Origin of the sequence: Pseudomonas sp. NPDC087598, from assembly GCF_044743525.1 — a bacterium.
GTDB lineage: Bacteria > Pseudomonadota > Gammaproteobacteria > Pseudomonadales > Pseudomonadaceae > Aquipseudomonas.
On the sequence record NZ_JBIUWQ010000003.1, the window covers coordinates 135,219 to 158,631 of the forward strand.

A 23,413-nucleotide genomic window follows, 5' to 3' on the forward strand; every position below is an offset into this window, starting at 1 on the left:
GCGATCATGGCGCTCGCGCGCGAATCAAGGAAGGCTCTCTTTATCATAGGAAAAACTTTCCCAGGAACCGCGCTCTCTTTTTGCCTCCCTCCCACGGGTTCAATCTTTGCCTCGTCAGCCGCCACCTGCGGCACCGCACCAACCCGTGGAGTGCACCTATGAAAACCAACATCAGCTTCCTCAGCAACGGCCTCAAACTCGCCGGCCACCTCTACACCCCGAACGACCTGCAACCCGGCGAACAACGCCCGGCCATCGTCGTCGGCCACCCGTTCGGCGGCGTCAAAGAGCAGACCGCCGGCCTCTACGCACAGAAACTCGCCGAAAAAGGCCTGATCGCCCTCGCCTTCGACGCCAGCTACCAAGGCGAAAGCGAAGGCGAACCGCGCTTCCTCGAAGATCCGTTCGTGCGTGCTGAAGATTTCAAAGGCGCGGTCGACTTTCTGTCCAACCATGCTTCGGTCAACCCGCAACGCATCGGCGCCCTCGGCATCTGCGCGGCCGGCGGCTATGTGCCCTTCGCCGCCCAGACTGACCGACGCATCCGCGCCGTCGCCACCGTCAGCGCCGCCGACATCGGCCTGCTGTTCCGCGAAGGCCTTGGCGGCACCGGCACTCCTGAGCAACTCAAACAATTGCTCGAAGAAGTCGGCCAGCAACGCACCCGCGAAGCCCGTGGCGAACCCGTGCGCCTCGACCCGATCGTGCCAGACAACCCGGCCGATATCGCCGAAGGCACCCCGACGCTGTATCGCGAAGGCAGCGAGTACTACCGCACCCCACGGGCACAGCACCCGCACTCGCCGAACACCTACGTGTTCACCAGCATCGACCGGATTGCGGCGTACTCGTCCTACGACCGCATCGACCTGATCTCACCACACCCGTTGCTGATGATTGCCGGTACTGAGGCCGATACTCGTTACTTCAGTGAATTGGCCATAAAGAAGGCAATGGAGCCCAAAGAGTTGGTATTGATCGAAGGCGCAAGCCACATCGACCTGTACGACAAAGAACAATTTGTCGGCCCGGCGGTAGAGAAAATGGCGGGTTTCTTCAAGCACTACCTGTAACGCGATAAACCACAAAAGCCGTGGTGAGGGGATTTATTCCCGATGGGTCGCAAAGCGCCCCCTCTTTTCAGCGAAGCAACTAAAACCGTGGCGAGGGAGCTTGCTCCCGCTGGACTGCGCAGCAGGCCTATCTTTTGGGGCTGCTACGCAACCCAGCGGGAGCAAGCTCCCTCTCCACAATTCATGTGTGTACTTCAATCGTCATGCAACATGCCGGAGCTGTACTGATTGAGACTGCTGCCAATGCTGTTCCCGCCAAACTTCAGCGTCGTCGCATTACTACGCCCATCCAACGACTGACAATCCGCTGAAAAACAACTGGTCGTCGTCAACCCGCCCGTCCCCGCACAAGCACTCAACACTGACACCGCTGCAGCAACCAACAGCACTTTGACGATATTCAGGCGCATGGCACGATTCCCCTCGGGATGAAAAGCGACGATCTTGTGCCAACATCCTAGGCCCGCGCCGCGCACCGCAACATGAAACTTTCCTGATCGACAGCGCCGGTTCAGAATCACCTGACCGCCAGACAAGGACATCCCATGCAACTCCTGGTAAAGATGCACCAGAAATTCGGGTTTGAAGTCGAGGGTGTTCGGCGGCAAAACGTGGTCTAGGATGGCGTTCGGATAGACGTGGTTCTGCTGGGAATTACCAAGGTTGAATGACAGGACAAGCGCCCGGCACTGGCCCCTGTGATCGAACGTTTGAATAACGCCTAGCGCAGGGAGCGCCCATATTTGAGACGAGAACTGAGCCCTGACGAGCTATTTAAAATTCGCGACGCCCTGTCGTGGATCTTCGTCGACACCGCCGTGGATTACCCCTACATCGCCAGCCAAGTCCAAGGCTACGATCCGGAACAGATCAAAGACATCCTCTATTCGGAAGTCGCCGTGGTCTGCGCCTGGAACCTCGCCGGTCCACTGCCGCCGATCTGGACAGGACTCAAAGCCGATGAGTTGAATCAGGACATCGAGGACATGCTGCTGGCGAAGGAAAACAGCTGGATGCGGCGGCAGCTTCACCGACTGCACGCCGCTTGGTTGCGGTTTAACTATGGGGATGCGTGGAAAGAGCTTTCGGCGCACCTTAAACGTTCGAGTTGAGCCGCTCTGCGGCAACAACACCCCGTTGCCACAGGGGACATGATTTACGCACGCGGTTGAGTCGGCGAATCAGTTTGTTCTCAGTGAAAGGCTGTGCCAATCCTCGATCGATCGGGCGAAAACCAGATTCCGGTGACTTTACCGGTAATGTCCTCGACTGCGACCTGGCCCATAAAGCGACTGTCGTTACTGACATCGCGGTTATCGCCGAGCAGATAAACATGATCTTTCTCGACCACCGTCTGCGGCGTTTGCAGATAACGTGGATCCTTCACGCGCTCTGGCGGTGCAAAGAACAGCCCCATGTTTTCACCGTTGCGAATGACCTTACCGTCAACAATCGACAAGGTATCGCCACCCACAGCCGCCACACGTTTGACCGCCTCCGAGCCGTTGTAGCGATAAGTCACAATGTCGCCAACCTGCGGTGCGTCGATGCGCATTTTGGTGACGATATAGTCACCGATCGAAAGGGTCGGAATCATCGAGCCAGAGGGGATGAAATAAGTCTTGAATCCCAGCGTCGGGCCTCGCAGTGGCCCCAAAAGCACCAGCGTGAGGATGACCAGCGCCACCACGTAAAGCACATGAAAACGAGTGCTGGGGCTGTTCACCGGACTGTCGTTTTTGCGCACCGATATCGCCGCTGCCGTGGCGGAGCCGAGTTTCACCAGGACAATAAACGTAGCGAAGGCATAGAGGCCCACTGGCGTGGCAGGCACCCCGCAGACACCGAGTAAAATCACACCGAGATAGAGCAAAGCGACAACACGCACCGCCCACTTCACCTGACCGGCATACACCAGACCCCAGCCGGCCACCAGGCACGACATCACGAATGCTTGCAGCGGCAGCTTCGGCTTATCAGGAGCAGACATAAATTCTCTTCACGTAAATAGCTGACAATCAAGCGCCCGGCCTAATCAGCCACCAGGGCACTACGGGCAATACGAATGGGGTTATCGAGCGGAAAAATAACCCGTAGTACGCAATTGCAGGCTATACACCCAGATACCGAACACCAGTGCATATTCTTTGAACATCGGCAGGGTAAGCAGATGCACAACCGAACCGCTGTTCATTTGCGACAGAGAGAAGGCAACCCCCAGAATCAACGCGAGAATAAAACACAGCGAACTGATCTTCTTTCTCGCCAGCAGCAGTAAGCCGCCGACAAACATCAACAACGCCACTACACAAATATTCAGCAACATCAGCAACGAAATATCTCCTTCCCGCGCTTGCTGAAACCCGTCATGAGCCACCCACAGGCCGGCCTGAATCAATACAACAAAGCAATAAAAAACGGCCATAAAGACAACGGCGGGACGTGTGTTGTACCAAGGTTGGGACGATGTAGCTTCCATGATGCGGCGACTCCTGAGTAAAGGCGCGGAATGCTACTAAATGGCCATCACCCTGTCCATTTACTCACCCTCCTCTCGGCTGCTTTGCTCAGCGCCCCCTCCGTGGCGACGACTGAGCCGTTCGCCACAAAGGGAACTGGTTTACGCCTTCACTTCGACGTTATCCAACGCCTGATTCACCGCCAACTCGCCCAGCATCACCACCTGCGCAATGCCCAACGCGGTTTTGCGGTGCGAAGGGTCGAGCACTGCGGCGAAGTTGTTGAGCATTTCCGAGGCAGAACTCAGGGTTTCGCTGGCGTTGGCCAACAGGGATTCGGAGTCGTACTTCGGATTGGCGAGGTACATGCGCTCGGGCTCGTTGACGCTGGACATGATCTGGCTGGCGGGCAGCAGATAGTGATCGAGCGCGCGTTCGGCGGCTTCGTTGAGTTTTTTGGAGTTGGGGGATTGGTACGGGGATGCCGGATCGGTTTCCGGCGGATTCGGTGTTGGCTTGAACATGGTGTAACTCCTGACGGATTAACGAAAAGGAGCCATCACTCTCGCTACCAAACGAAGGGTGGAGGCCATACGCAGGTTGGTAGACCGGTCGTCAGGAACCCCGGCGCATCCGAAGACGCCCCGCGCATGACCACCATAAAACGAAGACGAGAAACGTCGTCGCAAGACAGTAGTCTTGTGCCTCTGACGGAGACGGGCTACCAAACCCGATCACTGGTTTTCAGTGACCACGGAACGATAGAACCCGCGACCTAGACGCACAAGCCGGCGGATTCTGTCTTACGTGTAGGGGGTGGCGCAAGGTCTTGTAGGTCTTGGACGACACCACCTCAACTCACTTAAACAAGCGCAGTCTTCGCTGTTTAAATTCAAGAAAATTCGAGTGCCTCGCCATCAGGCACCCACATGCCGTGATCGCATTGATTTTCTGGGCACTCTTAGCTTCTCCAACTGTAGAAATCTTCAAAGCCTGTGTTGATGTTGCAATCGAAAAACTTATCCATACGCCTTCGTCAAGCGACCTAAAAACAGCAAATCAACTCTTTATCATTTCCCCACTGGATGCCCACGCCCGCTACCCCCTTATTCCCGAACTCTGTTCCAGCGGTTGTTGACTGTCGTGCTTATGGGCGAGTAGTTCAGTAGCCAGTTCAATAGCACGCTCCAGGAACAGCAACAAACTGTCGACCGTCAAATGATCTAGCCACTCCCGGCTCCAAAGCAGCGTCTCACCTTGAGGTGTCCGATCCAACAGAAACACAGTGTCGCTGCAGAACTTTGTCAGCAACGGGGAATCAGGCATCACATGGCCCGGTAGCAGCAGATAAATGGCCAAATGGTCGTCATCTTCCGCCAACGTCAATACCAGCTCATCGTTGACAGTAAACGTAGTTATGGTTTGCCCGGCTTCAGGAGTGGGTAGTCCGAGGTGAGTAAAGAGTGCAGTGACGAGCGAGTGATACATAGCCAAGCCTTGTTCAAAGGAGAACGTCACTCTATTTGGCCGCCAGGCTGTTGCTTACTAGCTGTCGTCGTATTTTTGTAGCACAGGGGCGCTAATGCACGGCCCGCCGTTAAACAAGAGGGACTCGCTCACCTCTCATTCGGGTTGGTCTGAATCCTAAAAAAGCGAGGCTATCTCTGACAAATTGCTTCTGGGTAATGGCGTAAGTTAAAGGTCTTTCGCCCCATTGCCAGCTGGGTAATTACATGAAGACAGCACCCCACAATCCCGACATCAGCCAACTCCCCCCGTCTCAATCCAGGCCGCAACAGCCGACGGTCATCACTCTGGGTAACAACAGACTGCGCCTTCTTGATACCGGAAATCGTGAGTTTGAAAGAGGGATCCGCCGCAACATCACTCACAGCCAGAGTAAAGAACTAAAGGCTGTCATTCAGGCGGTACGTAATTATCAGGCCCAGACAACACCTTCGCTGGCCGCATTGGCGAAAATCGATAACGCGTTGCAGTTTTGGCTCGAGTCAGGAAGGAACCGATCCCGTCAGCAGGATCCGGTACTTCAACGACTGGTGAATGACATCGCCTCTCGACGTCAAGCGTTCAGCCAAGGAGGGCAGGCCCCATCCTTTCAACTGGCATGGGTCTGTAATGAGCAGGGGCGAGTTAATCAACCCATTGAGAGCAATCATCATATTCGTCAATGGATAGGGGAACTTACTCACTTACGGCAACAGGGGGCTCATGATCTGTTCAAACGAGAACTGCAAAGTGGACTCGACCTGATGTTCGGAGTAAGTGAAACAATGACAGCCTGCCGTCTAGAGCGTGCTCCCACCCAAGAGGAAGTCGCCGGAAGTCATGAGTGGAAGGCATTCTGTGGTGCACTGCGCCTGCAATTACCAACTCTTGGGGCGCTGCGGCCACAAGCCACAGCCGAAGAGAACGGTCGTGACATTCTGATAGCCCACAGCCACCTCCTGGAGATGGGTCACCTCAAGGAAGTGCTAGCTCTGAGTCTGGCCCAGAAGGTGAAGCAGCAGGGTGAGATTGGTCTACTAAGGACCGAATTACTGACAGCGCTGGTGGATGGACTGGACGCTCCCTATCAGGCCTTGGCTGAAGAGAAAAAATCACTCTGGCAAGGAGAAAACAAGCAAAAGATGAGCTATGAGCTCGGTGTGCGAGCTGAGCTCAAGCGTCCTCTCGATGTCGCCAGTCACGAGATCAAACCCGGACAGCCTGTCAGTCAGAAGGAGTTCCGCGATATAGGGCTAATCAACGCAAGCGTGTTGGTTGAAGCATTTGCCAAAATCGAGATCGGTAAATGGGAAGCTCGCAGCCAGACCCCTATTGGCGAGCTTTCCACAAAAGCGACCCTGGTTCAGGAGAACATGGCCGGAGCCAAGGCCGAGGCGATGATCGGTAAAGTCGAAGGGTCACTAGCGTTCAACTCCGCCCCCCGGATCCTCAACAACACTGAGGGTGAGCGCTATAAGCCTGGCCCTCACGATGTGAGCCTGCTGCGCATCGGTGCCAGCGCCGAGCTGGTCAGCAAGCTTGGGCTGTCAGTCGAGGGCAGTTGGACTGTCGGCAACCTGCTTAATGCCAAACTCGCAGGCGCTGCCGAGGTTGGCGTCAACGCCAAACTGGAGGCAGGAGCCGCACTGATGATGACCCCAGCGGGACCGATGGCCAGCGTGACAGCTAACGCCTCGGCTTTCGCCGGTCTGAAAGCAGAAGGGAGCGCTCAGCTCAACCTGTTCAAGAGCCAATACGCCAATGCATACAGCCTATCGGCCAAGGTTCGCGCTGCCGCCAATCTGGGCGTTGGTGCCACAGCAGGTGCAACAGCAGCTATCGGCTCGGCAGGCGTCAAACTGCATACGACCCTCGGTGTGACCCTGGGTGTTGGCACCGAGGTGGGCTGGGAAGGCAACGTCAATGCGATGGCCACCAAGGCCTATGCTTTGGAATTGGCTGCACGTGCCATGAGCAGATTTGACCAAAGCAAGGGGCAATATCTTGACAGCCAAGCGATGGCGATCGGCATAGAGAGCCGCCTCTATGAACTGGCCCAACGGATGGATAGCAGGATTGCGACCCTTGCCAGCGAGCTGGATGCGCTGCAGTTGGCTGTCAGTGAAAACCGGCTTCGCCTCCAGGAGAGTCCAATCGATCCCGATACGACGGCTGGTCGTAGTGCCATGGCTCAAGCTATTGATGATGCTTTCGGCCAGGAGCGGGTCGATGAGAATGGGCTCACTACTTTTCCTGAGCGAGCAAGCGAGCGTAATGACAAACTCGAACTCACTGCCCGCCTGCTACAAAATCACGCCATAAAAGTCTGACTGTTGCCGCTGACAGCAATATGACTGGCGTGATCTTCCATGGAATACCCAGGCGATCAACGCCAGATTCATTGCGATCGGGAATACGTATTCACGACGCATGAGATTCTGCCCTGCACCATTCCTGATAAACTCCCCCACCTTCGCCCCTCTGATTCAGATTCCCCCAATGCCTCTACAACCTGCCCCGCTGTCCCGCCGTTTCTCCGTCGCCCCGATGATGGATTGGGCGTAGTCCTTCGTCTGCACCCCGGCCAGCCTCGCCAAGCCCTCAAAGACACAATGCTTTGTAGCAATTTCTAAGCATTCAACAACTGCCGCCCACAATGGGTACTACCGGTACTACGCTTTCCTTTTTGGAAAGGAGTCGATGTTATGGCTGACGAATATTCGTTATCGGATGTGCTGGAAAGGATCTACCAGAGTCAGCTCGGCCTGGAAGCAGCCATGATGGAGTTGCCATTTTTGCCCCATCCCAAGATGGCCTATGGTCGGATGTTTCGAAGAGGCAAATGTGTAATGTGCGAACCGGCGTCGCTCGCTTTGGACTAGGATCGTGCAGAATGATGGATAGATTCAGCCACGCATCGACTTCAAGGACGAACACCATGTCAGATCCCTCGGATTTCAATATTGTCACGGCAGATGCTCTGACTTTGCTCCTGCATAATCAGCACGCACTCGGTGCGGCAATCGAAGAAATCACCCATTGGATATCAGGGTCTGGCGCAGACACTGTTGCCGAAAACGCCGTTGCGGCCTTGGAAACGCTTGATCGAAATGCGCAAGCAATCACTGACGCGATCATGCGACTTAGGCAGTTTAGTGCGCCTCGATAGATAGGACGCCGTTTACGTTCAATCGCGCCGGGCATCTTGTCCCGGTCTTAGGCCTCAAATGCGCTTACGGAGATCCCTTCAAGGATGACGCGCTAAGACCTGACCTTCCCCCCCTTATTGGGGCAATTGCCGCTACTGACTGTTTGGATAGGGATTCGAACCCCTTCCTAACTCCTTCGGGGCCGCTTCAGGCCACCAAACTGGGCACTTACACAATTATCGCGTGGTATGCCCCGGCCTATCCCGGCCTACGATATGCCCTAAATTTGCCCTAACCGGACTCCTACTATCATCCTGCACGCCCCCCCCTCTCGGGCGTCTCCTTTCGGCCATTAACGGCCATTCGGAAGCGCTGAACTTTGGAAGTTTAGGTCACTGTTGTACCTTGAGGTGGTCATTGAACGCAGGTTTCTGAATGATTGTGAGGACAGATGAATTGCTAAAGTTCGATAAGTCGTGGCGTTTCAAATCCCCGGGGCCAATCCCGCAAGGCGTCGTCCGTGATTTTTATGATCTGATTGAAAAAATTGCGTCGCAGGGGGATGTATGGCAAGTAGTTGAGCAATGCAAAAACAGCTTCGGCGGGACTGGTCGAAGCAGCAGTCCGGACTGGGCGTGGACTGATTTATCTCGGTTCATGGATAGCTCGGCTGAGAATGCGCCTTTATTTATCGAGGCTTTTTGGAACTGCTGCGTAGATCTCGAACAGTCCGGATTGGGCGTGCCAGACCTCCAAATTATCAACGCTATCATGGCGAAGCATGACGCGGGCTATGAAATTCAACCGCCTGATTTAATCGCAACGCGCGCCTATACACCGATCACCGTACCGCGTTTAGCACCCTCGCTGGATGAACAGGCCCGCGCGCTTATCGATGAATGCCTGGCAGAGTCTGAACGGCTGCTCGATGCAGGTCAGGGCCGGCGCGCGGTTCAGGAAATTCTTTTCCTTCTGGAGTCGATCACGACAGCCTTTCGGGGTATGGGCGAGGACACAGTGACGATTCAGGGGAAGTATTTCGGACCAATCATTAACGAGATGAAAAAACGGGAGCGGGGCAAGGCGCAGGAAACCATTTTGACCTGGATGACGACATTGCACGGCTACCTTTCATCGCCGACAGGAGGCGGGGTTCGCCACGGAACCGATCTAAAAGAAGGCATCGCGATTCAGCCTCACGAGGCGCGCCTGTATTGCAACCTTGCTCGCAGCTATCTCAGCTTTTTGCTGGAAGAGCACGATCAGCAGACCAATGGCGCGTCCTTTAGGCAGTGGCCTCAGTGATGGCTTCCAGGCGTCGCTCAAGCGCTAGAACGAGGACTTGTCGGCCCTCTCCATTGCTTACTTTAGCAGGGAACTTTGGGTCGATTTTAGCCCTTGATTATAGGCAGCAATCGGCCAGAAGCGGACGTACAGAACATGGCCGATTGTTGATGGTTGCCATTGCCTGGGCCCGCCCGAGAATCACAACCTAGTCACTGTTCGCATCAATGCACGCGCTTGTGATATCAGCAACATCCAGTAGGGATAGGCCAAGCGCCTTGTTGAGCGGTGCGACCATCGCCCAAGCCTCGGCAACATTCATGTGCGGAATATGTTTGACGACATCTAGCTCGTGGCCTCTTTCATCGCACTTGGCGATTGCGTATGCAAAGCCGCTCTGTCGGCTGGGTACCAGGCAGTAGGCCTGGCGCAGTTCGGGTGTGCGCCCAGTTATAGATTCAATGAAAGTGTTGTAGAGCGGCATCGATGCCGCTCCGGTGAAGTTCGTGGCCTGTAGCAAGGCCGGGTGTAGGGTGATTGACCAGACAGTTACCGTGAATGCCCTTTGACCCAGATCGTTGTCAAAAGTCATAACGGTAGGAGTGTGATTGCCCTTGCCGTAGTCGGGCTCGTGAGGAGCAAATGCCACTTTGTGTTCCAGGTGGCGCCCGGGGGACGGAGCGAAAATGTAAGACCAGTGTCGTGGTTTCACATCCACTGCCGAATCAGGCCTTGAGTTGTGTGTGACGGTCAGGCTTGTCGGATTAAAGGATTGGTCAATCAGGTAATCGCGAATCTTCTCGGGCAAGCGCCATGGCGCGTCGTTGCCAACGCTCAAGAACGGCTTCGGTACGACTAACGGTATCTCAAGTAAGGCAATAGCAACATGGGTAGTTTCATGTCGGTGCGCTGGCAGCATTGCGCATGCCCCATTCCAATCATAGAAACCGAGTAGTTGGCTGAGCATTTCTCGCTGAAAGGCGAGCTTTCTTACGCAGCCGAGAGATTTGGATGTGGAGTGAAGAATCTGCGATAGCAGTTTTACATCTTGCGAGGACAGCGTGAGTATCGACATACGAGGCACCAGATTAGCGATCCATGTGCATCTGGTTCCCCTCGATTACAGACACTAGATCGGGCTGATGTAGGGCCATGCATGAGTTTGTCGCACCTCCGCAAGCGGAGGAGGAGAAAGCATTTACCGGGCACGTAGGTGCGATAGGGGAGGCAGGAGCTTTCAAAACCGTCGTCAGGATATGGCCAATTTGAACTCGCTGCAATGGCTTCGAGAAAAGGGGAGAGAGTTTATGCTCACTGGTATGGAGGTCAGCTTCTGGCCGTTTTCTGCCCTCCACGAACAGCACAGATCGGCCAGAAGCGGTCATTCCACCTGCCTGCCCAATTAGAGCGCGTTAGACCTCGGTGCGCGCGCTCGCAGCGCGTCGTAAGCGTGCGACTACACTCTGTGTAGTGAGCACCTTAAGGACAGCACATGGACATCACCATTCAGCGTAAGAAAGGAATGTTTGACAGCGCCTATGGCCACGCTATCCCGCTGGCAATTTTGTTTGATGGAACATTCGTGGGCCGCCTGGAAACGGGTGAAACATTATCTTTGAACCTTCCGGACGCTTGCGGGACGTTGCAAGTCGGTATGCTTGACCCCAGAAACTCGCCTTACATTGGAAGCGCGTCTGGTGAGGTCATATCGACCAGCAATGCACAGAGGGTTACCCCCGGACAAGCCGTTCAGTCTTTTTCGGTGAAGACTCGGAAATGGGTGTTCTTTGACGTGCTGGGTTTGGCGGGCTCAGCGCCGTTCAACCGCTGGGTACTGGCGCTTGAGACAGATCAACTTTAGGAAGCTTCTGACAGGCGTCAATCGGCCAGAAGCAGCCCGTCGCGACACCTAGAAAACTAGGTACAACTCAATGCATCGGTTGAAAGTCGGCAAACATTTTTACAATGGCCTTGGTCACAGGGCTCGACTCGATAGCGTGGACTCGTCTTCGAGGACTCCACTTGCACGCGGCGATCTCATTTTTCGGAGACGGCTTCTCACCGGATTGAAGCATGAAGATGAAAACGAAGTGGACTGTATCGTTTTTCTCATAACGCGCGAGGTAAGTTAGGTCCTCAGCGATCAGCCCTGTTTCTTCTTCAAGTTCCCGTACGGCGGCCTGAACAGGGGTTTCTCCTGATTCGATCTTGCCACCAGGTAAGGTCCATTTGGATTTTGTTTTTCGGACGTAAAGGACTTGGTCATCCTTCCGGCATATAACTGTGGCCCTAGCCTTCATGTCACCCTCCGCTGCCGCGTAGCTGAGTCTTGATGGGTTCATAAGAACCTCTCAGCTATAGGACAGCGCTGTCATAAAAACGTCACACTTTCAGATTGCGCTGTCGATGACCGCATTGAACGGTGGATCAGATAAGTGAAGAGTAGCTTGTGCGAAGAAGAGTCGACTGAAGACTGTCGTGACTGACAGCAGTGCGTCGATTTCAGCCGATCGTGAGGCAGCTTTCGGCCAATTGCGGACGTTCGCAGGCGTCCGTTACCGGCCAAGGGGTGCGCTAGTGATTAACTGTTCGCGACCCGCAACGGGCATCAATTCATGGCTGCTGATATAGATGAACAAAAGACCTCTGGCTCCCCGCTGAACAGGGTGCGATAAACGAAAAGAAGAGCCGGTCAGCCCACAGGTGAAGTCGTGGTGAGTCGGCCGCAATCTCACGCTACGTATTCGAATCGAAAAAAAGCGCTGCAGACAATCTTTCTGACTATTTTCAGGATATATTTCGAAAAGATGCCAATGTTGGGACAATCGGCGATCGATGAGGGTGCATTGTGATTGAGCAGAGAGGCAAGATTTTTCTATCGAAAAACATCACAAAAAATCAGCCGTCAAGCCACGCTAAGGAGAGCGCAGTGATGAATAGTATTACTCAACCTATAAGAGCAAACTCTCTAGGAGATACGACGGCAGAAAATGATAGTCGAATGTTGTCAGATGCCTTCGTAGCGACCGCCGATTTTCGTTCATTGATTGAGTCTGACGACAGAACTATTGTTGTAGGACGAAGAGGAACAGGGAAGAGCGCCCTATACATAGAGTTACAAAAGCATTGGAAGAAAGATAAAAAAGTAATCGTTATTTGCTTTTCCCCGGAAGACACTGAAATAATCGGATTTCGATCATTGTTGAGACCCTTTTCAGAATCTTTCAACCTCTCCAGAGCAGTTACCAAGTTACTTTGGAAATACACCATGTTTATGGAGATGGCTAACTATGTTTTATCAAACTACAAGCTATCCTCGCTAATAGAGAGGGATAGCCTGCTCAGCTCTCATCTCATGCGATGGAATGAAACCAAGGGAGGCTATCTTACCAAATGCCGAAACATAGCGAGACTATTTCTTACCTCCATTTATCCTGAGGAGGCGGTGGGTGATCTACCGGGCAACCTTGAGCTCAGCCAAGTAGAAGAAAAAGTATTAGGTTTATTTGACAAAGCAGATCGCCGAGTCGTAGTGCTGATGGATCGGTTAGACGAGGGATATGAATCCGATGCCGTCGGTATTGGAATGATCGCAGGGCTAACCTACGCAGCTATCGAACTAAATAAAAGATCTCATCTAATACGACCGATCGTCTTTCTGCGCGACAATATATACCGGACACTTGCAAAAGAAGATCCCGATTATTCAAGAAATATCGAAGGCCAAGTGATACGCCTACACTGGGATTGGGCCCAGCTCCTAACCCTGGTTACAGCACGCATGAAATTATCTTTCAAAATAACCGTTGAGAAAGACCAAAAGGTTTGGGACAGGGTTACTGCGGGAGAGCTCCAAGGGCGTGACGGCTTTAAAAAATGCTTACAGTTCACACTGTATAGACCTCGCGATTTACTTTCGCTGCTTAATGAAACTTTTTTCTGTGCTGCGCGAAACTCAAGAGAAACGGCCGTAATTCAAGATCTAGACCGCGCAGCACAATCCATATCAGTCGCACGCCTCGAAGATCTGTGGAAAGAATATTCAAAAATATTTCCATCGATACAGTTGGTCACCAGCTCATTCAAAGATGGAGAGCCTGAACTATTGGTAGGAAGCGCAATCCAGGTAATACAGCACCATATCGAGACAAGTGAAGATACTAGCAATCATGAGTCTTTGGCAGAAACAAGGATACTTCAAGCCAGTGGGCTTCTGCAGTCTCTTTATAGTGTGGGTTTTATTGGCATCCACGACAGCAATACCTCAGCTTTTTCATTTTGTCATGACGGAAGAACTCCCGACAAAGGATTTGAGAATAGAGACAAAATACTTATTCACCCTTGCTACTGGCTCGGCTTAAACCTTTCTCGCAACGCGTTAGCTCCAGAGGAGGCGGAAGAGATCAACGATGAATATGACATTGTCGTACAATCCGCAACCCCTGAAATTCGAAAGGTAAAAATAGGACAAACAGTTTCACAGTTAGATAAGATTCCGTTGGGCAGGGATGGCGCGCGAGAGTTTGAGCATTGGTGCCTTGATACCTTGCGGATTATATTTGCTTCGCACCTTGTCAACCTTGAATTAGCACCTAATGGCCAAGCGGTACAACGTCGAGACATTGTCGGCACCAATCGTTCCGGCTCCGACTTCTGGAAGCGTGTTCACGAGGACTATAAAGTCCGCCAAGTCGTATTCGACTCGAAAAATTATTCTGGCTTAGGACCTGAAGAGTATCGGCAACTGCAATCCTATCTTACAGGCCAATACGGAAAACTTGGATTCATAATAACGCGAGATGAAGATGAGCACATGACCGGCGTGGAGTTGGATTGGGTCAGGGAAATGCACAAATCGCACTCTGTGCTAATAATAAAATTACCAGCACGCTATTTATGCAGGCTTCTACAAAAGCTTAGAAATCCAGAAAAGCACGATGCCATCGACAGACTAATGTTTTCGCTACTCGATAACTACGAGAGAAATTATTTACAGTTAAAAACAACATACACCAGACGACCAAAAAGAAAATAGCGCAGGCCGATGATGGATATTGTTCAACAGCATAAAGTAAGCAAGATTATCGAAGGCGACTCCGATCGAAAGAAGTCAGAGGAAAATGCTCAAAAGTTTTCTAAGATGCTTAATTGTTATCTATCTAGGGAGTTTGAAGAAAAAAAGAGGCTCACTGAGTCAGTGACAGGGCATACCGTGAATGCGCACAGTGATGAGTATGAATTATATCTTCGAGTTACACCGCCCAAGGGCGGCATATGGGATTCGGACACCTTGGTAATTGGTAGAATTGGATTCAAAGAGCACCGACGGGGCCACGGAAGAAATTTTATGGCTTTTTTAGTCGAGTGCGCAGGGAGTATTGGGTACAGCAAAATCGGATTGGAATGTACCAATGATAAATCCGATGCATTCGGCAAACGGTTTGGACTTCAGAAGCATGGTGTTTATAATCATCTTTTAGGTACCGTGCACACTATAAAAAACAATTTAAAATGAGCTACTAGTTACAGCAAGAGAAAATAGCGACTACCTTCGGCTGCTCAAGCGATTTGGAATTCGATTGTCCGTTTTTGGCCGAAAAAAGTATTTCAGATATATCCAATGCCGGATGAAGAGGAGAGTAGTGGCGTAAAACATGACGTTTTGGGTACAGCATCATCATAATGATATGAGGCTACTTTATAAATTTAACTTTTTTGCGGCGTTGTGCCACCCCTTAGCTTTCGGAATGCTCAATGAGTGCTATCGCTTTACTCTGAGTTGATTTTGTCCGATTATCCGCACAACCAATTGGAGTGAATAGGAATGAGCGCGTCTTATGCATTTGATTTGAAACTCGTATGTGGGGGTTACGCCTATTTTTCAACTGACACTTTGGGCAGTAAGCCAGGCCCTGATGGACTTGAGTATCGCAAACCGTCGCAGGTGAGCAAGGAGAGATTTGGTGTTGCCTTAGATGAGCTTGGATTTAAGTATATGTGGGTTGACGACGAACGCACTTATTATGATTGGACGTGTGTTCAGGGTTGGGCGTTAGTGAGCTCTGATTTTGCCAGAGAACACATGAGTCATTGGCTCAAAAAACGTGAGTGCCTTATTTCCCCATATGGTTCTTTCACTGATATTGAGATTGCTGCTCCATCTATTAGGAGGCGCACCTTTCGAGGGAAGTTCAAGAAGCGAATACTTGATCGAGACAATAATCAATGTGTCCTATGCACAGGACGGGATCAGCTGACTCTTCAACATGTCAGGCCTCATTCAAAGGGGGGAGAAACCAGTTTTAGGAATTTGGTGACGCTTTGCGCTCCCTGTAACCAGGAGCTGGGGGCTGAAACCTACAGAGATTTGTATCGTTTAGCCGGGCTGCAATCGGACTATGAACCATCCCTTCTGAAGGCTTCTGACGGCAGTGAAAGAGCGTTTTGGCGTGCTGTTCGATTTTCCTCCAATATGATGCACACCCGATGTGAGCTTTATTAGAATCAGTGGTAGGGAATGAATCACCTCTGATTTCATAGTCGTGCCAAATTATCTGGCTTTGGCCAAATGATCCGTTCTGAATGACGGAATCGAGTCATAAGCCGCCTGATCCGGTCGGCGCGTTTTGACCGGAATCAGTCGTTCCTGAACATCTGCCTTTGGTCTGTAGCGGTCGCTTGCCAACGTCCGCTTCTGGCCGGTAGCAGTCGCTTGCGAACGTCCGCTTCTGGTCGAAAGCTGCCCTCCCAAATCTCAGAACAGAGCTAAAACAATCCTCCCAGCGATGCCGGCTCCCAATTCATGATCACCAGTTCACCACTGACCTCGGCCTTCCCCTGCCGCTGATTGGTGTTGCTGTAGCGGATGTCCAGGGTCTCGAAGTGGAAGCCTTCGAACACACGGCGAATGTCCGGGTGGTCATTGATGCTGACCATCACTTTGCCTTTGCAGCGGCGCATGAAGTCGGCCATCCGTTCGTAGTTCTCGAACGGAAAGTCCACGCCGTAGCCAGCGGTCTGCCAGTAAGGCGGATCCATGTATTGGAAGGTGTGGACACGGTCGTAACGTTCTGCGCATTCAAGCCAAGGGAGATTTTCGACGTAGGTGCCGGACAAGCGCTGCCAGGCGGCCGAGAGATTTTCCTCGATGCGCAGCAGGTTGATGGCCGGAGCAGTGGTTGCTGTGCCGAACGTCTGACCGGAGACCTTGCCGGCGAAGGCGTGGTGCTGCAGGTAGAAGAATCGAGCGGCGCGCTGGATGTCGGTGAGGATTTCGGGGCGGGTCATTTTCTGCCATTCGAACACCTGGCGCGAACTGAGCGCCCATTTGAATTGGCGCACGAATTCTTCGAGGTGGTTCTGCACGACGCGGTAAAGCGTGACCAGATCACCGTTGATGTCGTTGAGGACTTCGACGGGTGATGGCTGGGGCTTCATGAAGTAGAGCGCGGCACCGCCGGCAAAGACTTCGACGTAGCATTCGTGAGGCGGAAAAAGCGGAAGGAGGCGGTCGGCCAGGCGGCGTTTGCCGCCCATCCAAGGGATGATGGGTGTAGACATAAAAAGCAAGACCTTTACTGTATGGATAAACAGGTGCTAGGCTCGCCGCGCTTTGTGCACGGAGCAAGAGCCTTGGCTGGACTTGCAGGGACCATCTGCAGGGACGGCGGTCGATCCGGATGTTGACGCATCCGGACCGGCCGCTCTTTTTCACTTCGGTGTTGAGACTTCTTTGGCGTATGCCTGACAGGCCGCGAGGGCAATCAGCCCCCGGTCGCCGTCATCGGTGACGCTGATAATTCGTTGAGCATGCGCTGGGTCAAGTTCGGCTCTTGTGGGGCCATGAACCACGCCGCCGGTGGCGGTGGCGGCTGGCACCGATCCGTTGCCGGCGCTGGTGGTGGCGTCGAGTAGGACTGACAGGCGCAGATCAGCAGTGGCAAGGCGGTCGCGCAGGCGACCTTGATCACGTTGGACATCGCTCAAGGCTCTGTAATGGGTTTGTTCACTGGATGCCAGACGCTGCTCGAGCGCGAGGCGTTTGTCCTGCTCGGCACGCTGCTGCGCGGCCGAGGCCAGATTCAGTTGGTTGAGGGTTTCGGTGTGCTGCCGGGACTGCTCGCTTAGGCGACTACCGTAGCGCCAGTCCTGCACTCGCCAGGTAATACCTGCAGATGTGCCGGCCAAGGCAATCAGCAGCACCACCTTTCCCAGCAACTGGTAAGGCCCTGATATCAAGTCGCCGAAACGCATAGCACCGCCTTCGCCCGCCCCCACAACTCCAGCCGATCCTGCAGGCCGTTGAGGCCGCCGTTGATCCTGCGGGTGATCGTGTTGAACTCGTTTTGATCGGCCAGCACGTTAAGCCCATTCACCGCCCAGAACCACGCGGCCGACTCAGCGGCCCACTGCGGGAGTTCCAGCAGTTCAGGTGTGCGCAGTAATCGCTCATCACCGAACAGCGCCAAGCTACAGCGCAGGTAGTTGTCGTGGCCGGTGACCTGGATCAGGCCGCGACCGCGATAACGCTGGCCATCACCATCCGCTGCCGGCGTGTTGCCCAGTTTCGCCGCCAGGTTGCCGGTGTCGTATTTGCTCAGGTACTGGTCGCCGCCCAGTTCCCGGACGTACTGCAGCTGACCCGACTCGTGACCGACTTGCGCGAGAAACGCGGCTTGGCGTTTCGGCGTGTTGATCTGTCGATTGGCCATGGCTGCGTTGAGGGCGGATACAAAAACGCCCGCTTGGCGGCGGGCGTTGGGCATGATGCTTTGCAGCTGTTGTTCAGTGATGGACATACAAACTCCAGACGTAAAAAAACCGCACTCAGGCGGCGACGGGATGCGGTTACTGCTTCTCGATGTTCACAACCTTGAGCGGTGCTTTAGCCCCTTTCTTTTTCTTGCCCTTGGATTTACCGGCTTTGCCGGCATTGCATTCGACCGTGGTCGACCATCCGGATTGGGTGAACACCTGCTCGACCGAATCCGCCAGGTACTCGCCATCAAGCCCGACCTTGAAACCCTGAGCGATGATGGGACGTTCGGCGAAGATGTCCGTTCGGCCTGGCATCTCAAGCCGAACATCGGCGGTCGAGCGGTTGAACGCTGACAGACGGGCCTTGGCCGCCGCCTCAGCAGCGCCTTTGTCTGGGTAGATATGGCGGTCGGTATGCACTGCCGGCAGCCCATCCGGAGCGTCATCGTTGTCGATGGTGACCACCGCCAGCTTGCCGTCCTTCTTGTTCTGGTGCTTGGTGGCGACCGCCTTGTGTGAGTTGCGATCACCGAGGCTAAATTGCCAACGGCTGAGGTCGCGTCGAGTCAGGGTGATTGCGCCAAACGTCTTGCCGCTGGCTGTCTGGCCACCTTGGCGTGGCATCACCAACAGCTTGCCGTCGGCGACCTTGGCTGTGCAGTCGTATTGCTTGGCCAGCCGGGTGATGAAGTTAAAGTCGGACTCGTTGAGCTGGTCGACCCGGGCGACCTTGGTCGACACCTGACACACCGGCGTCCAGCCATTGCGCGCGGCGACGTCAGCCACGATTTTCGACAGCGGCACGTCTTCCCAGCTTCCGCTACGGATGGTCTTGCCACTGCCACGCATGTCGCTGGCCTTACCCTTGACCACGATGGTATCCGGCGGACCTGACACTTCGACCGTGTCCACGGTGTAGCTGCCCATACGCGCCAAGGTCGTTTCGACATACCCCAGGTAGATCTCGATTGAGCTGCCACGTCGTGGCAATTGCACTTGCCCATCACGGTCGTCGATACGCAATTCAAACTCGTCGGACTCCATGCCCGGCTTGTCAGAGGTACGCAGCAACAACAGCCGATCATTGATTTTGGCCGTAACGTCGGCCCCATCGGCGACGATTCGAAACATCGGAGTCATGGATTTTTTCCATAAAAAAACCCGCCAAGGCGGGTTTTGAAGGGGTTATAGCTGCAAGTCCTTTTGGGCTACAAAAATGACTGTAGCTCATCAATTCCAAAGCGAGATGCCTTCTTCGGTCGGCATAGGCAGATCCGGCAGGACGATAATCACGCCCGCCCGGAACGGCTGAGGCTCATCAGCCAGCCCCTGATTGGCATCAAGCACGGCTTCGACGCTGCCATTCAGATGCCCATAAGCGTTGTTGCAAATGACATCGAGCATGTCGCCATCAGACGTCCTGCATGTCGTCGCCATAGCGCTCAAACTCCAAAGTGAAACCCTGTTTGCGAGCAATCCCGCCGTGCAGCAGCGCGGACTGTTCCTCGTTGATGTTTTTCAGGCACCACGTACCAATCACCTCGCCATAGCCGGTGGTCAACGTCAGCGGCTGAAGCCTGGCCCCGATGGAACGCAGCGTATCGAGCTGCTTCAATCCGCCCTTGAAGCCTGGGTAAATCGTGCCCTTGAGTGTCAGTTTTTCATCACCCATACCGATGGCCTGCTTCGCCGGGCGGCGCGTCAACCGCTCCTGCGAAGCCCAGCGAAATTCGGTCGAACGGCTCAACTCATCAAACGCCGCCGTGTCCAGGTTGAAGTAATACGGCTCAATTTTCGGATCGCGCGGCTGAATGATCATCAGGTGCGGGAACGGCTTCACCGCCTCCGGCGCCGGCGTGGCCTCACCGGTAAAGGAACTGGTGGGCACGATGTTGGCCAGCGAAGGACTGACTTTGCCGGCGACGTTGTTGATCGCCGTGGCCGCCTTGCCCGCCTGTTCCTTCAACGTGCCCAGCCGATCCTGCACTTCAGCCGCCGCCCGTGTGGCGCGGCCGTACACCGCCACTACCTGACCGACCTTGGCCTGAGCCGCGTCGACACCGCGCATCACCCGCTGAAGTTTGGCGCCGATGGCCGGACCAACAAACGGGATGTTCTCCAGCTCGGACGCGGCGCCGGTCAGTTCACGGATCGCGCCGTTGACCGGGGTCAGCATGCCGTCAGCACTGCGCCGCCCGGTTTCCACTGCCTCGAGCAAATACTTCAGGCTCGATTGCATCCTCTCCATATAAGCCATGAGGCCTCCTTAGACATGGGGTTCGTCGTACAGCTTGGCGGCGTTACTCTTCGCCGCGTCCGCCATCATTCGCTGCATGTGCGGCATCAGATCCTGCGCCATTTGTTGCGGGTCTTTGACATCACCCTGCACCGTGACCGGCATGTTCAGCGAGTACTGAAACTGCTGGTCTACCTTGGCCGGTATCGGTTTTTCTGGCTCCTTGGGTTGAATGGCGAGCGCCGCCGACTTGAGCGGCGCCGTCACTGCCATCGAGCGCGCAACATCACCCAGCGCCGGGCCTTGCTGCCCCGCTGACACCATCATGAGCGGCGTGCTCGGCACCGGAGCCTTTGCGATTTCCTCAGGCTTTTCATCCTCGCCACCGAACAGCGATTTACCCAGGGAACCGCCAAGCGCCGCGCCGCCCTGACTGCCAAGATAGGCGCCGATCAAGCCGCCGATTGCCGTGCCAATAATCGGCACCACCGAACCAATGGCCGCCCCCGCCGCTGCACCGGCCATGGTGCCGGCCAGATTGCCAGCGGCCGCGCCATAACCCTCGGCCTTTTCGTCCTGGGTCTGGGCATTCTCGAAAGTGTCGAACGCCATCGCACCGGCTTCCAGCAGCGAACCACCGGGAATCCCCTTGGCGACTTTGCCGACCTTGCCGACGGCCTGCACCACCCCAGTCAGTTTGGACATCGCACCGGCCGGAACCGGTGGCACTGGCGGAATCGGCGGCCGTGGCACGGGCACCGGCGGACGGGCTACGGGCGGACGCGTACCACCCGCACGGCGGCGGGAGCGTCTCGAACTGCGCGAACGTCGACGTGATTCACCCGGCCCGTCTGCACCACCCGCACCGCCACCCATGGCGCCGGCATTGACGACAAACACCTTTTTGACTTCGTCGCCACCGCCGCCTGACTCGCCGCCACCGTCGCCATCGCCATCGCCGCCTGAGACCGCTTCCTTGGCTATGGAAACCACCTTGAGGCCGGTGGTAATGAGGTTGAACTTGCCGGCCTTCTTGTCTCCAACCTCGCCGCCCTCGTCGTCACCATCGCCTTCGCCGTCGATGGGCACACCCTTGTACGAGGCCACAGCTTTGAGGCCGGTTTCTACCAGCGACAACGCCTTGCCGGCCTTCCCCTTGGGTTCGGCCTCCTTGTCGTCACCATCGCCGTCCCCGTCCTTGGAGTTGGTCACAAAGACCTTTTGCACTTCACCCGACTTGCCTTTACCCAAGGCTCCGCGCGCCAGGTTGAGCATCCCTTTGCCCATCTTGAAAGAGCTATACAGACCGGACAATCCAACGAGTGCAGCACTGACCAATCCAATTCCCGTCACGACGCCGGGCGAGCTGTCAGACAGCGAAGTGATGCCTTTCGCGACCTTGGTCAACGACTCCGCGACGACATCCGTCACCGGCCGCAAGGCATCGCCGATGCTGCGCATGGCGTCATCCATCGACTGGGCCATTTCCGCCCATTTCTGCGATGACGACTCGCGCCGCTCGGCGAGGTTCTTGTCGAGGATCCCGGTCGCGTCACGCGAATCGTTTTTGAGCTGGCTGTACAACGCCTTGTTCTGCATGTAGGCCGACAGTGCGGCCTTGACCTGCATGTCAGCGAACAGGTCGCCCGTGCGCAAGGATTCTTCCAGCGAGGCCATCATGGCCTTCGCCTTGTCTGGATCGGCTTCTTTGCTGATTTTTGACGTGGCTTCGGCCATGGCCGCCGCGCGCTTTGGATCGGTCGCCTGAATGTATTTCTGAGCCAGCGCCATACTGGTCTCAAGCGTCGACATGCCGTTCTGCAAACCGGTCTGCATCGACCCCTTGTAGTCGATCCCGGCTTTTTCGTAGGCTTTGACCGTATCGGTCGAACCGATTTTGCCCATCCAGTTTTTCAGGTTGTTGGCCGCTTCGTCCGAACTGCCGGCCTGCTTCATCTGCACCTGCAACATGGCACCCAATTGGGTCACCGCATCCAAGCCGGTGATGCCGTTGCTGGCCATGTTCGCCAGCAGCTCGGGGAACCACTTGGCCATGTCGGCCGCTTCAAAGCTGCCCGCCTGCCCTTGGTAGGCAATCGCCTCCAGCGCCTGCTGCATCTGCTTGGGGTCGGTGATCTTGGCGTTCTGCCCCAGGGCGTTGATCATCTTCGCCGTGTCGACGCCGCTGGATCCCTGGCCCACGACAAACTTGGCCGCGACGGGCGCATATTCCAGCGCCTTGCTCAGATCCATACCGGCGCCGACCAACTGATTGACGACGTCGGCCACATCGTTGCGCGCCATGCCGGTATCGCGCGAAGTGTCGATGATCTTGCGCGACATCTCCTGCTCTTGCGGCTTGTTGGCAATGCCGGCCTTGATCGCGATGTCACGCACAATCGCGCCAAAGTCAGCGCTGACCTTGGTTGGTACCGCCATGGCACCGACACCGACCACCGCTGCACCGACAGCGCCCTTCATGCCTTTTACGCCTGAATCAATCTGCTGATGACCCTTGGCTTTCAGCTCGGTTTTTTTGGCCGTCTGCCCCATCGAGCGATAGGCTTTTTCCAGACGGCCGACCTCGATCCCCTGCTTTTTCAAGCTGTCGAGGTTCGAGTTCAAACGGTTGAGTAATTTGGACGCGCCGGCAGCGCCGGTGTCGTGAGCCTTTTTCCACTCTTCGCGCAGGCGGATGGTGTCGCCAATCGTGCGCTGCAGCACACGCGCTTTGTTGCCTTCTGCCTCGAGGCGCTTGATGCGCCCGGTCACGTCCTTGAACGCGGTGCCGACCGTGGAGCTGACGGCACCGCCGATCACCAGCCCGAGGGCGAGTTTGTTTGCCATGTCATGGCCCTCATGTGCCCAGCACTACCGGTGGCGGCTCAATCCGTGAGCCACCACACCATATCCGCGAACGGCATCGACTGGATCTCAGCAGCGGAAAAT

Annotated in this window: 24 protein-coding genes and 1 pseudogene; 11 read left to right on the forward strand and 14 right to left on the reverse strand. The window is 54.9% G+C overall.

Going from position 1 to position 23,413, the window contains the following annotated elements; all coding sequences use genetic code 11:
* Positions 1-158 precede the first annotated feature (158 nt).
* Complete coding sequence (locus tag ACIOWE_RS03080) at positions 159-1,073, forward strand: alpha/beta hydrolase (RefSeq protein WP_401387222.1); 915 nt, start codon at positions 159-161, stop codon at positions 1,071-1,073.
* A gap of 194 nt (positions 1,074-1,267) precedes the next feature.
* On the opposite strand, the gene ACIOWE_RS03085 is transcribed toward ACIOWE_RS03080, so the two are convergent.
* Complete coding sequence (locus ACIOWE_RS03085) at positions 1,268-1,483, reverse strand: hypothetical protein (RefSeq protein WP_401387443.1); 216 nt, start codon at positions 1,481-1,483, stop codon at positions 1,268-1,270.
* 153 nt (positions 1,484-1,636) lie between these two features.
* Here ACIOWE_RS03085 and ACIOWE_RS03090 point away from each other — a divergent pair.
* Both ACIOWE_RS03090 and ACIOWE_RS03095 read left to right on the forward strand, forming a co-directional pair.
* Positions 1,637-1,744 (forward strand): annotated as a pseudogene (locus tag ACIOWE_RS03090) (UDP-4-amino-4,6-dideoxy-N-acetyl-beta-L-altrosamine N-acetyltransferase); the annotation flags it as partial.
* Between the two features lie 72 nt (positions 1,745-1,816).
* Positions 1,817-2,185 carry a hypothetical protein gene (locus tag ACIOWE_RS03095; RefSeq protein WP_401387225.1) on the forward strand — a complete coding sequence of 123 codons (369 nt, stop codon included), beginning with the start codon at positions 1,817-1,819 and terminating at the stop codon, positions 2,183-2,185.
* 80 nt (positions 2,186-2,265) lie between these two features.
* On the opposite strand, the gene lepB is transcribed toward ACIOWE_RS03095, so the two are convergent.
* From lepB to ACIOWE_RS03115, 4 genes are all read right to left on the reverse strand, one after another.
* A complete protein-coding gene (gene lepB / locus ACIOWE_RS03100; protein WP_401387228.1) occupies positions 2,266-3,063 on the reverse strand; it encodes a signal peptidase I in 798 nt (265 codons plus the stop codon).
* An 81-nt stretch (positions 3,064-3,144) separates the two neighbouring features.
* Complete coding sequence (locus tag ACIOWE_RS03105; protein ID WP_401387231.1) at positions 3,145-3,552, reverse strand: hypothetical protein; 408 nt, start codon at positions 3,550-3,552, stop codon at positions 3,145-3,147.
* A 141-nt stretch (positions 3,553-3,693) separates the two neighbouring features.
* Positions 3,694-4,056 (reverse strand): DUF6124 family protein, encoded by a 363-nt coding sequence (locus ACIOWE_RS03110; protein ID WP_401387233.1) that lies wholly within the window; start codon positions 4,054-4,056, stop codon positions 3,694-3,696.
* A 574-nt stretch (positions 4,057-4,630) separates the two neighbouring features.
* Entirely contained in the window at positions 4,631-5,050 is a 420-nt protein-coding gene (locus ACIOWE_RS03115; RefSeq protein WP_401387236.1) for a hypothetical protein, read from the reverse strand.
* A gap of 215 nt (positions 5,051-5,265) precedes the next feature.
* Here ACIOWE_RS03115 and ACIOWE_RS03120 point away from each other — a divergent pair, with 215 nt between their 5' ends.
* The 4 genes from ACIOWE_RS03120 to ACIOWE_RS03135 all read left to right on the forward strand — a co-directional run bounded on the left by ACIOWE_RS03120 (position 5,266) and on the right by ACIOWE_RS03135 (position 9,492).
* On the forward strand, positions 5,266-7,368 hold the full coding sequence (locus tag ACIOWE_RS03120; RefSeq protein ID WP_401387239.1) for a hypothetical protein: 2,103 nt from the start codon (positions 5,266-5,268) through the stop codon (positions 7,366-7,368).
* Between the two features lie 375 nt (positions 7,369-7,743).
* On the forward strand, positions 7,744-7,920 hold the full coding sequence (locus tag ACIOWE_RS03125) for a hypothetical protein (protein WP_401387242.1): 177 nt from the start codon (positions 7,744-7,746) through the stop codon (positions 7,918-7,920).
* Between the two features lie 56 nt (positions 7,921-7,976).
* Positions 7,977-8,207, forward strand: a complete 231-nt coding sequence (locus ACIOWE_RS03130; protein ID WP_401387244.1) for a hypothetical protein — start codon at positions 7,977-7,979, stop codon at positions 8,205-8,207.
* Between the two features lie 436 nt (positions 8,208-8,643).
* Entirely contained in the window at positions 8,644-9,492 is an 849-nt protein-coding gene (locus ACIOWE_RS03135) for a hypothetical protein (RefSeq protein WP_401387247.1), read from the forward strand.
* Positions 9,493-9,679: 187 nt separating this feature from the next.
* Here ACIOWE_RS03135 and ACIOWE_RS03140 read toward each other — a convergent pair whose 3' ends face one another.
* Entirely contained in the window at positions 9,680-10,546 is an 867-nt protein-coding gene (locus tag ACIOWE_RS03140; RefSeq protein WP_401387249.1) for a hypothetical protein, read from the reverse strand.
* Between the two features lie 417 nt (positions 10,547-10,963).
* On the opposite strand from ACIOWE_RS03140, the gene ACIOWE_RS03145 reads away from it, so the two are divergent.
* Positions 10,964-11,332 (forward strand): hypothetical protein, encoded by a 369-nt coding sequence (locus ACIOWE_RS03145; protein ID WP_095135724.1) that lies wholly within the window; start codon positions 10,964-10,966, stop codon positions 11,330-11,332.
* Between the two features lie 67 nt (positions 11,333-11,399).
* Here the strand turns inward: ACIOWE_RS03145 and ACIOWE_RS03150 are convergent, their stop codons facing one another.
* Entirely contained in the window at positions 11,400-11,771 is a 372-nt protein-coding gene (locus tag ACIOWE_RS03150; protein WP_401387446.1) for an NUDIX hydrolase, read from the reverse strand.
* 632 nt (positions 11,772-12,403) lie between these two features.
* On the opposite strand from ACIOWE_RS03150, the gene ACIOWE_RS03155 reads away from it, so the two are divergent.
* The 3 genes from ACIOWE_RS03155 (at position 12,404) to ACIOWE_RS03165 (ending at position 15,973) form a co-directional block, all read left to right on the forward strand.
* A complete protein-coding gene (locus ACIOWE_RS03155; protein ID WP_401387252.1) occupies positions 12,404-14,506 on the forward strand; it encodes a P-loop ATPase, Sll1717 family in 2,103 nt (700 codons plus the stop codon).
* Between the two features lie 12 nt (positions 14,507-14,518).
* Positions 14,519-14,986, forward strand: a complete 468-nt coding sequence (locus tag ACIOWE_RS03160) for a hypothetical protein (protein ID WP_401387255.1) — start codon at positions 14,519-14,521, stop codon at positions 14,984-14,986.
* Between the two features lie 309 nt (positions 14,987-15,295).
* The gene (locus ACIOWE_RS03165; RefSeq protein ID WP_401387257.1) at positions 15,296-15,973 is read left to right on the forward strand and encodes an HNH endonuclease; all 678 of its coding nucleotides are present in this window, start codon (positions 15,296-15,298) and stop codon (positions 15,971-15,973) included.
* A 263-nt stretch (positions 15,974-16,236) separates the two neighbouring features.
* Here the strand turns inward: ACIOWE_RS03165 and ACIOWE_RS03170 are convergent, their stop codons facing one another.
* The 7 genes from ACIOWE_RS03170 to ACIOWE_RS03200 form a co-directional block, all read right to left on the reverse strand.
* Entirely contained in the window at positions 16,237-17,031 is a 795-nt protein-coding gene (locus ACIOWE_RS03170) for a DNA adenine methylase (RefSeq protein WP_401387260.1), read from the reverse strand.
* 150 nt (positions 17,032-17,181) lie between these two features.
* Positions 17,182-17,724, reverse strand: coding sequence for a lysis protein (locus ACIOWE_RS03175; RefSeq protein WP_401387263.1), 543 nt, complete (start codon positions 17,722-17,724; stop codon positions 17,182-17,184).
* A complete protein-coding gene (locus ACIOWE_RS03180; protein WP_401387266.1) occupies positions 17,706-18,269 on the reverse strand; it encodes a glycoside hydrolase family 19 protein in 564 nt (187 codons plus the stop codon). The genes ACIOWE_RS03175 and ACIOWE_RS03180 overlap by 19 nt, the downstream gene beginning before the upstream one ends.
* Positions 18,270-18,318: 49 nt before the next feature.
* On the reverse strand, positions 18,319-19,368 hold the full coding sequence (locus ACIOWE_RS03185) for a phage late control D family protein (protein WP_401387269.1): 1,050 nt from the start codon (positions 19,366-19,368) through the stop codon (positions 18,319-18,321).
* A 90-nt stretch (positions 19,369-19,458) separates the two neighbouring features.
* On the reverse strand, positions 19,459-19,665 hold the full coding sequence (locus ACIOWE_RS03190; protein WP_401387271.1) for a tail protein X: 207 nt from the start codon (positions 19,663-19,665) through the stop codon (positions 19,459-19,461).
* A complete protein-coding gene (locus ACIOWE_RS03195) occupies positions 19,640-20,485 on the reverse strand; it encodes a phage tail protein (protein ID WP_401387274.1) in 846 nt (281 codons plus the stop codon). The genes ACIOWE_RS03190 and ACIOWE_RS03195 overlap by 26 nt, the downstream gene beginning before the upstream one ends.
* Positions 20,486-20,494: 9 nt before the next feature.
* Positions 20,495-23,311, reverse strand: coding sequence for a phage tail tape measure protein (locus ACIOWE_RS03200; protein WP_401387277.1), 2,817 nt, complete (start codon positions 23,309-23,311; stop codon positions 20,495-20,497).
* Between the last annotated feature and the right edge of the window lie 102 nt (positions 23,312-23,413).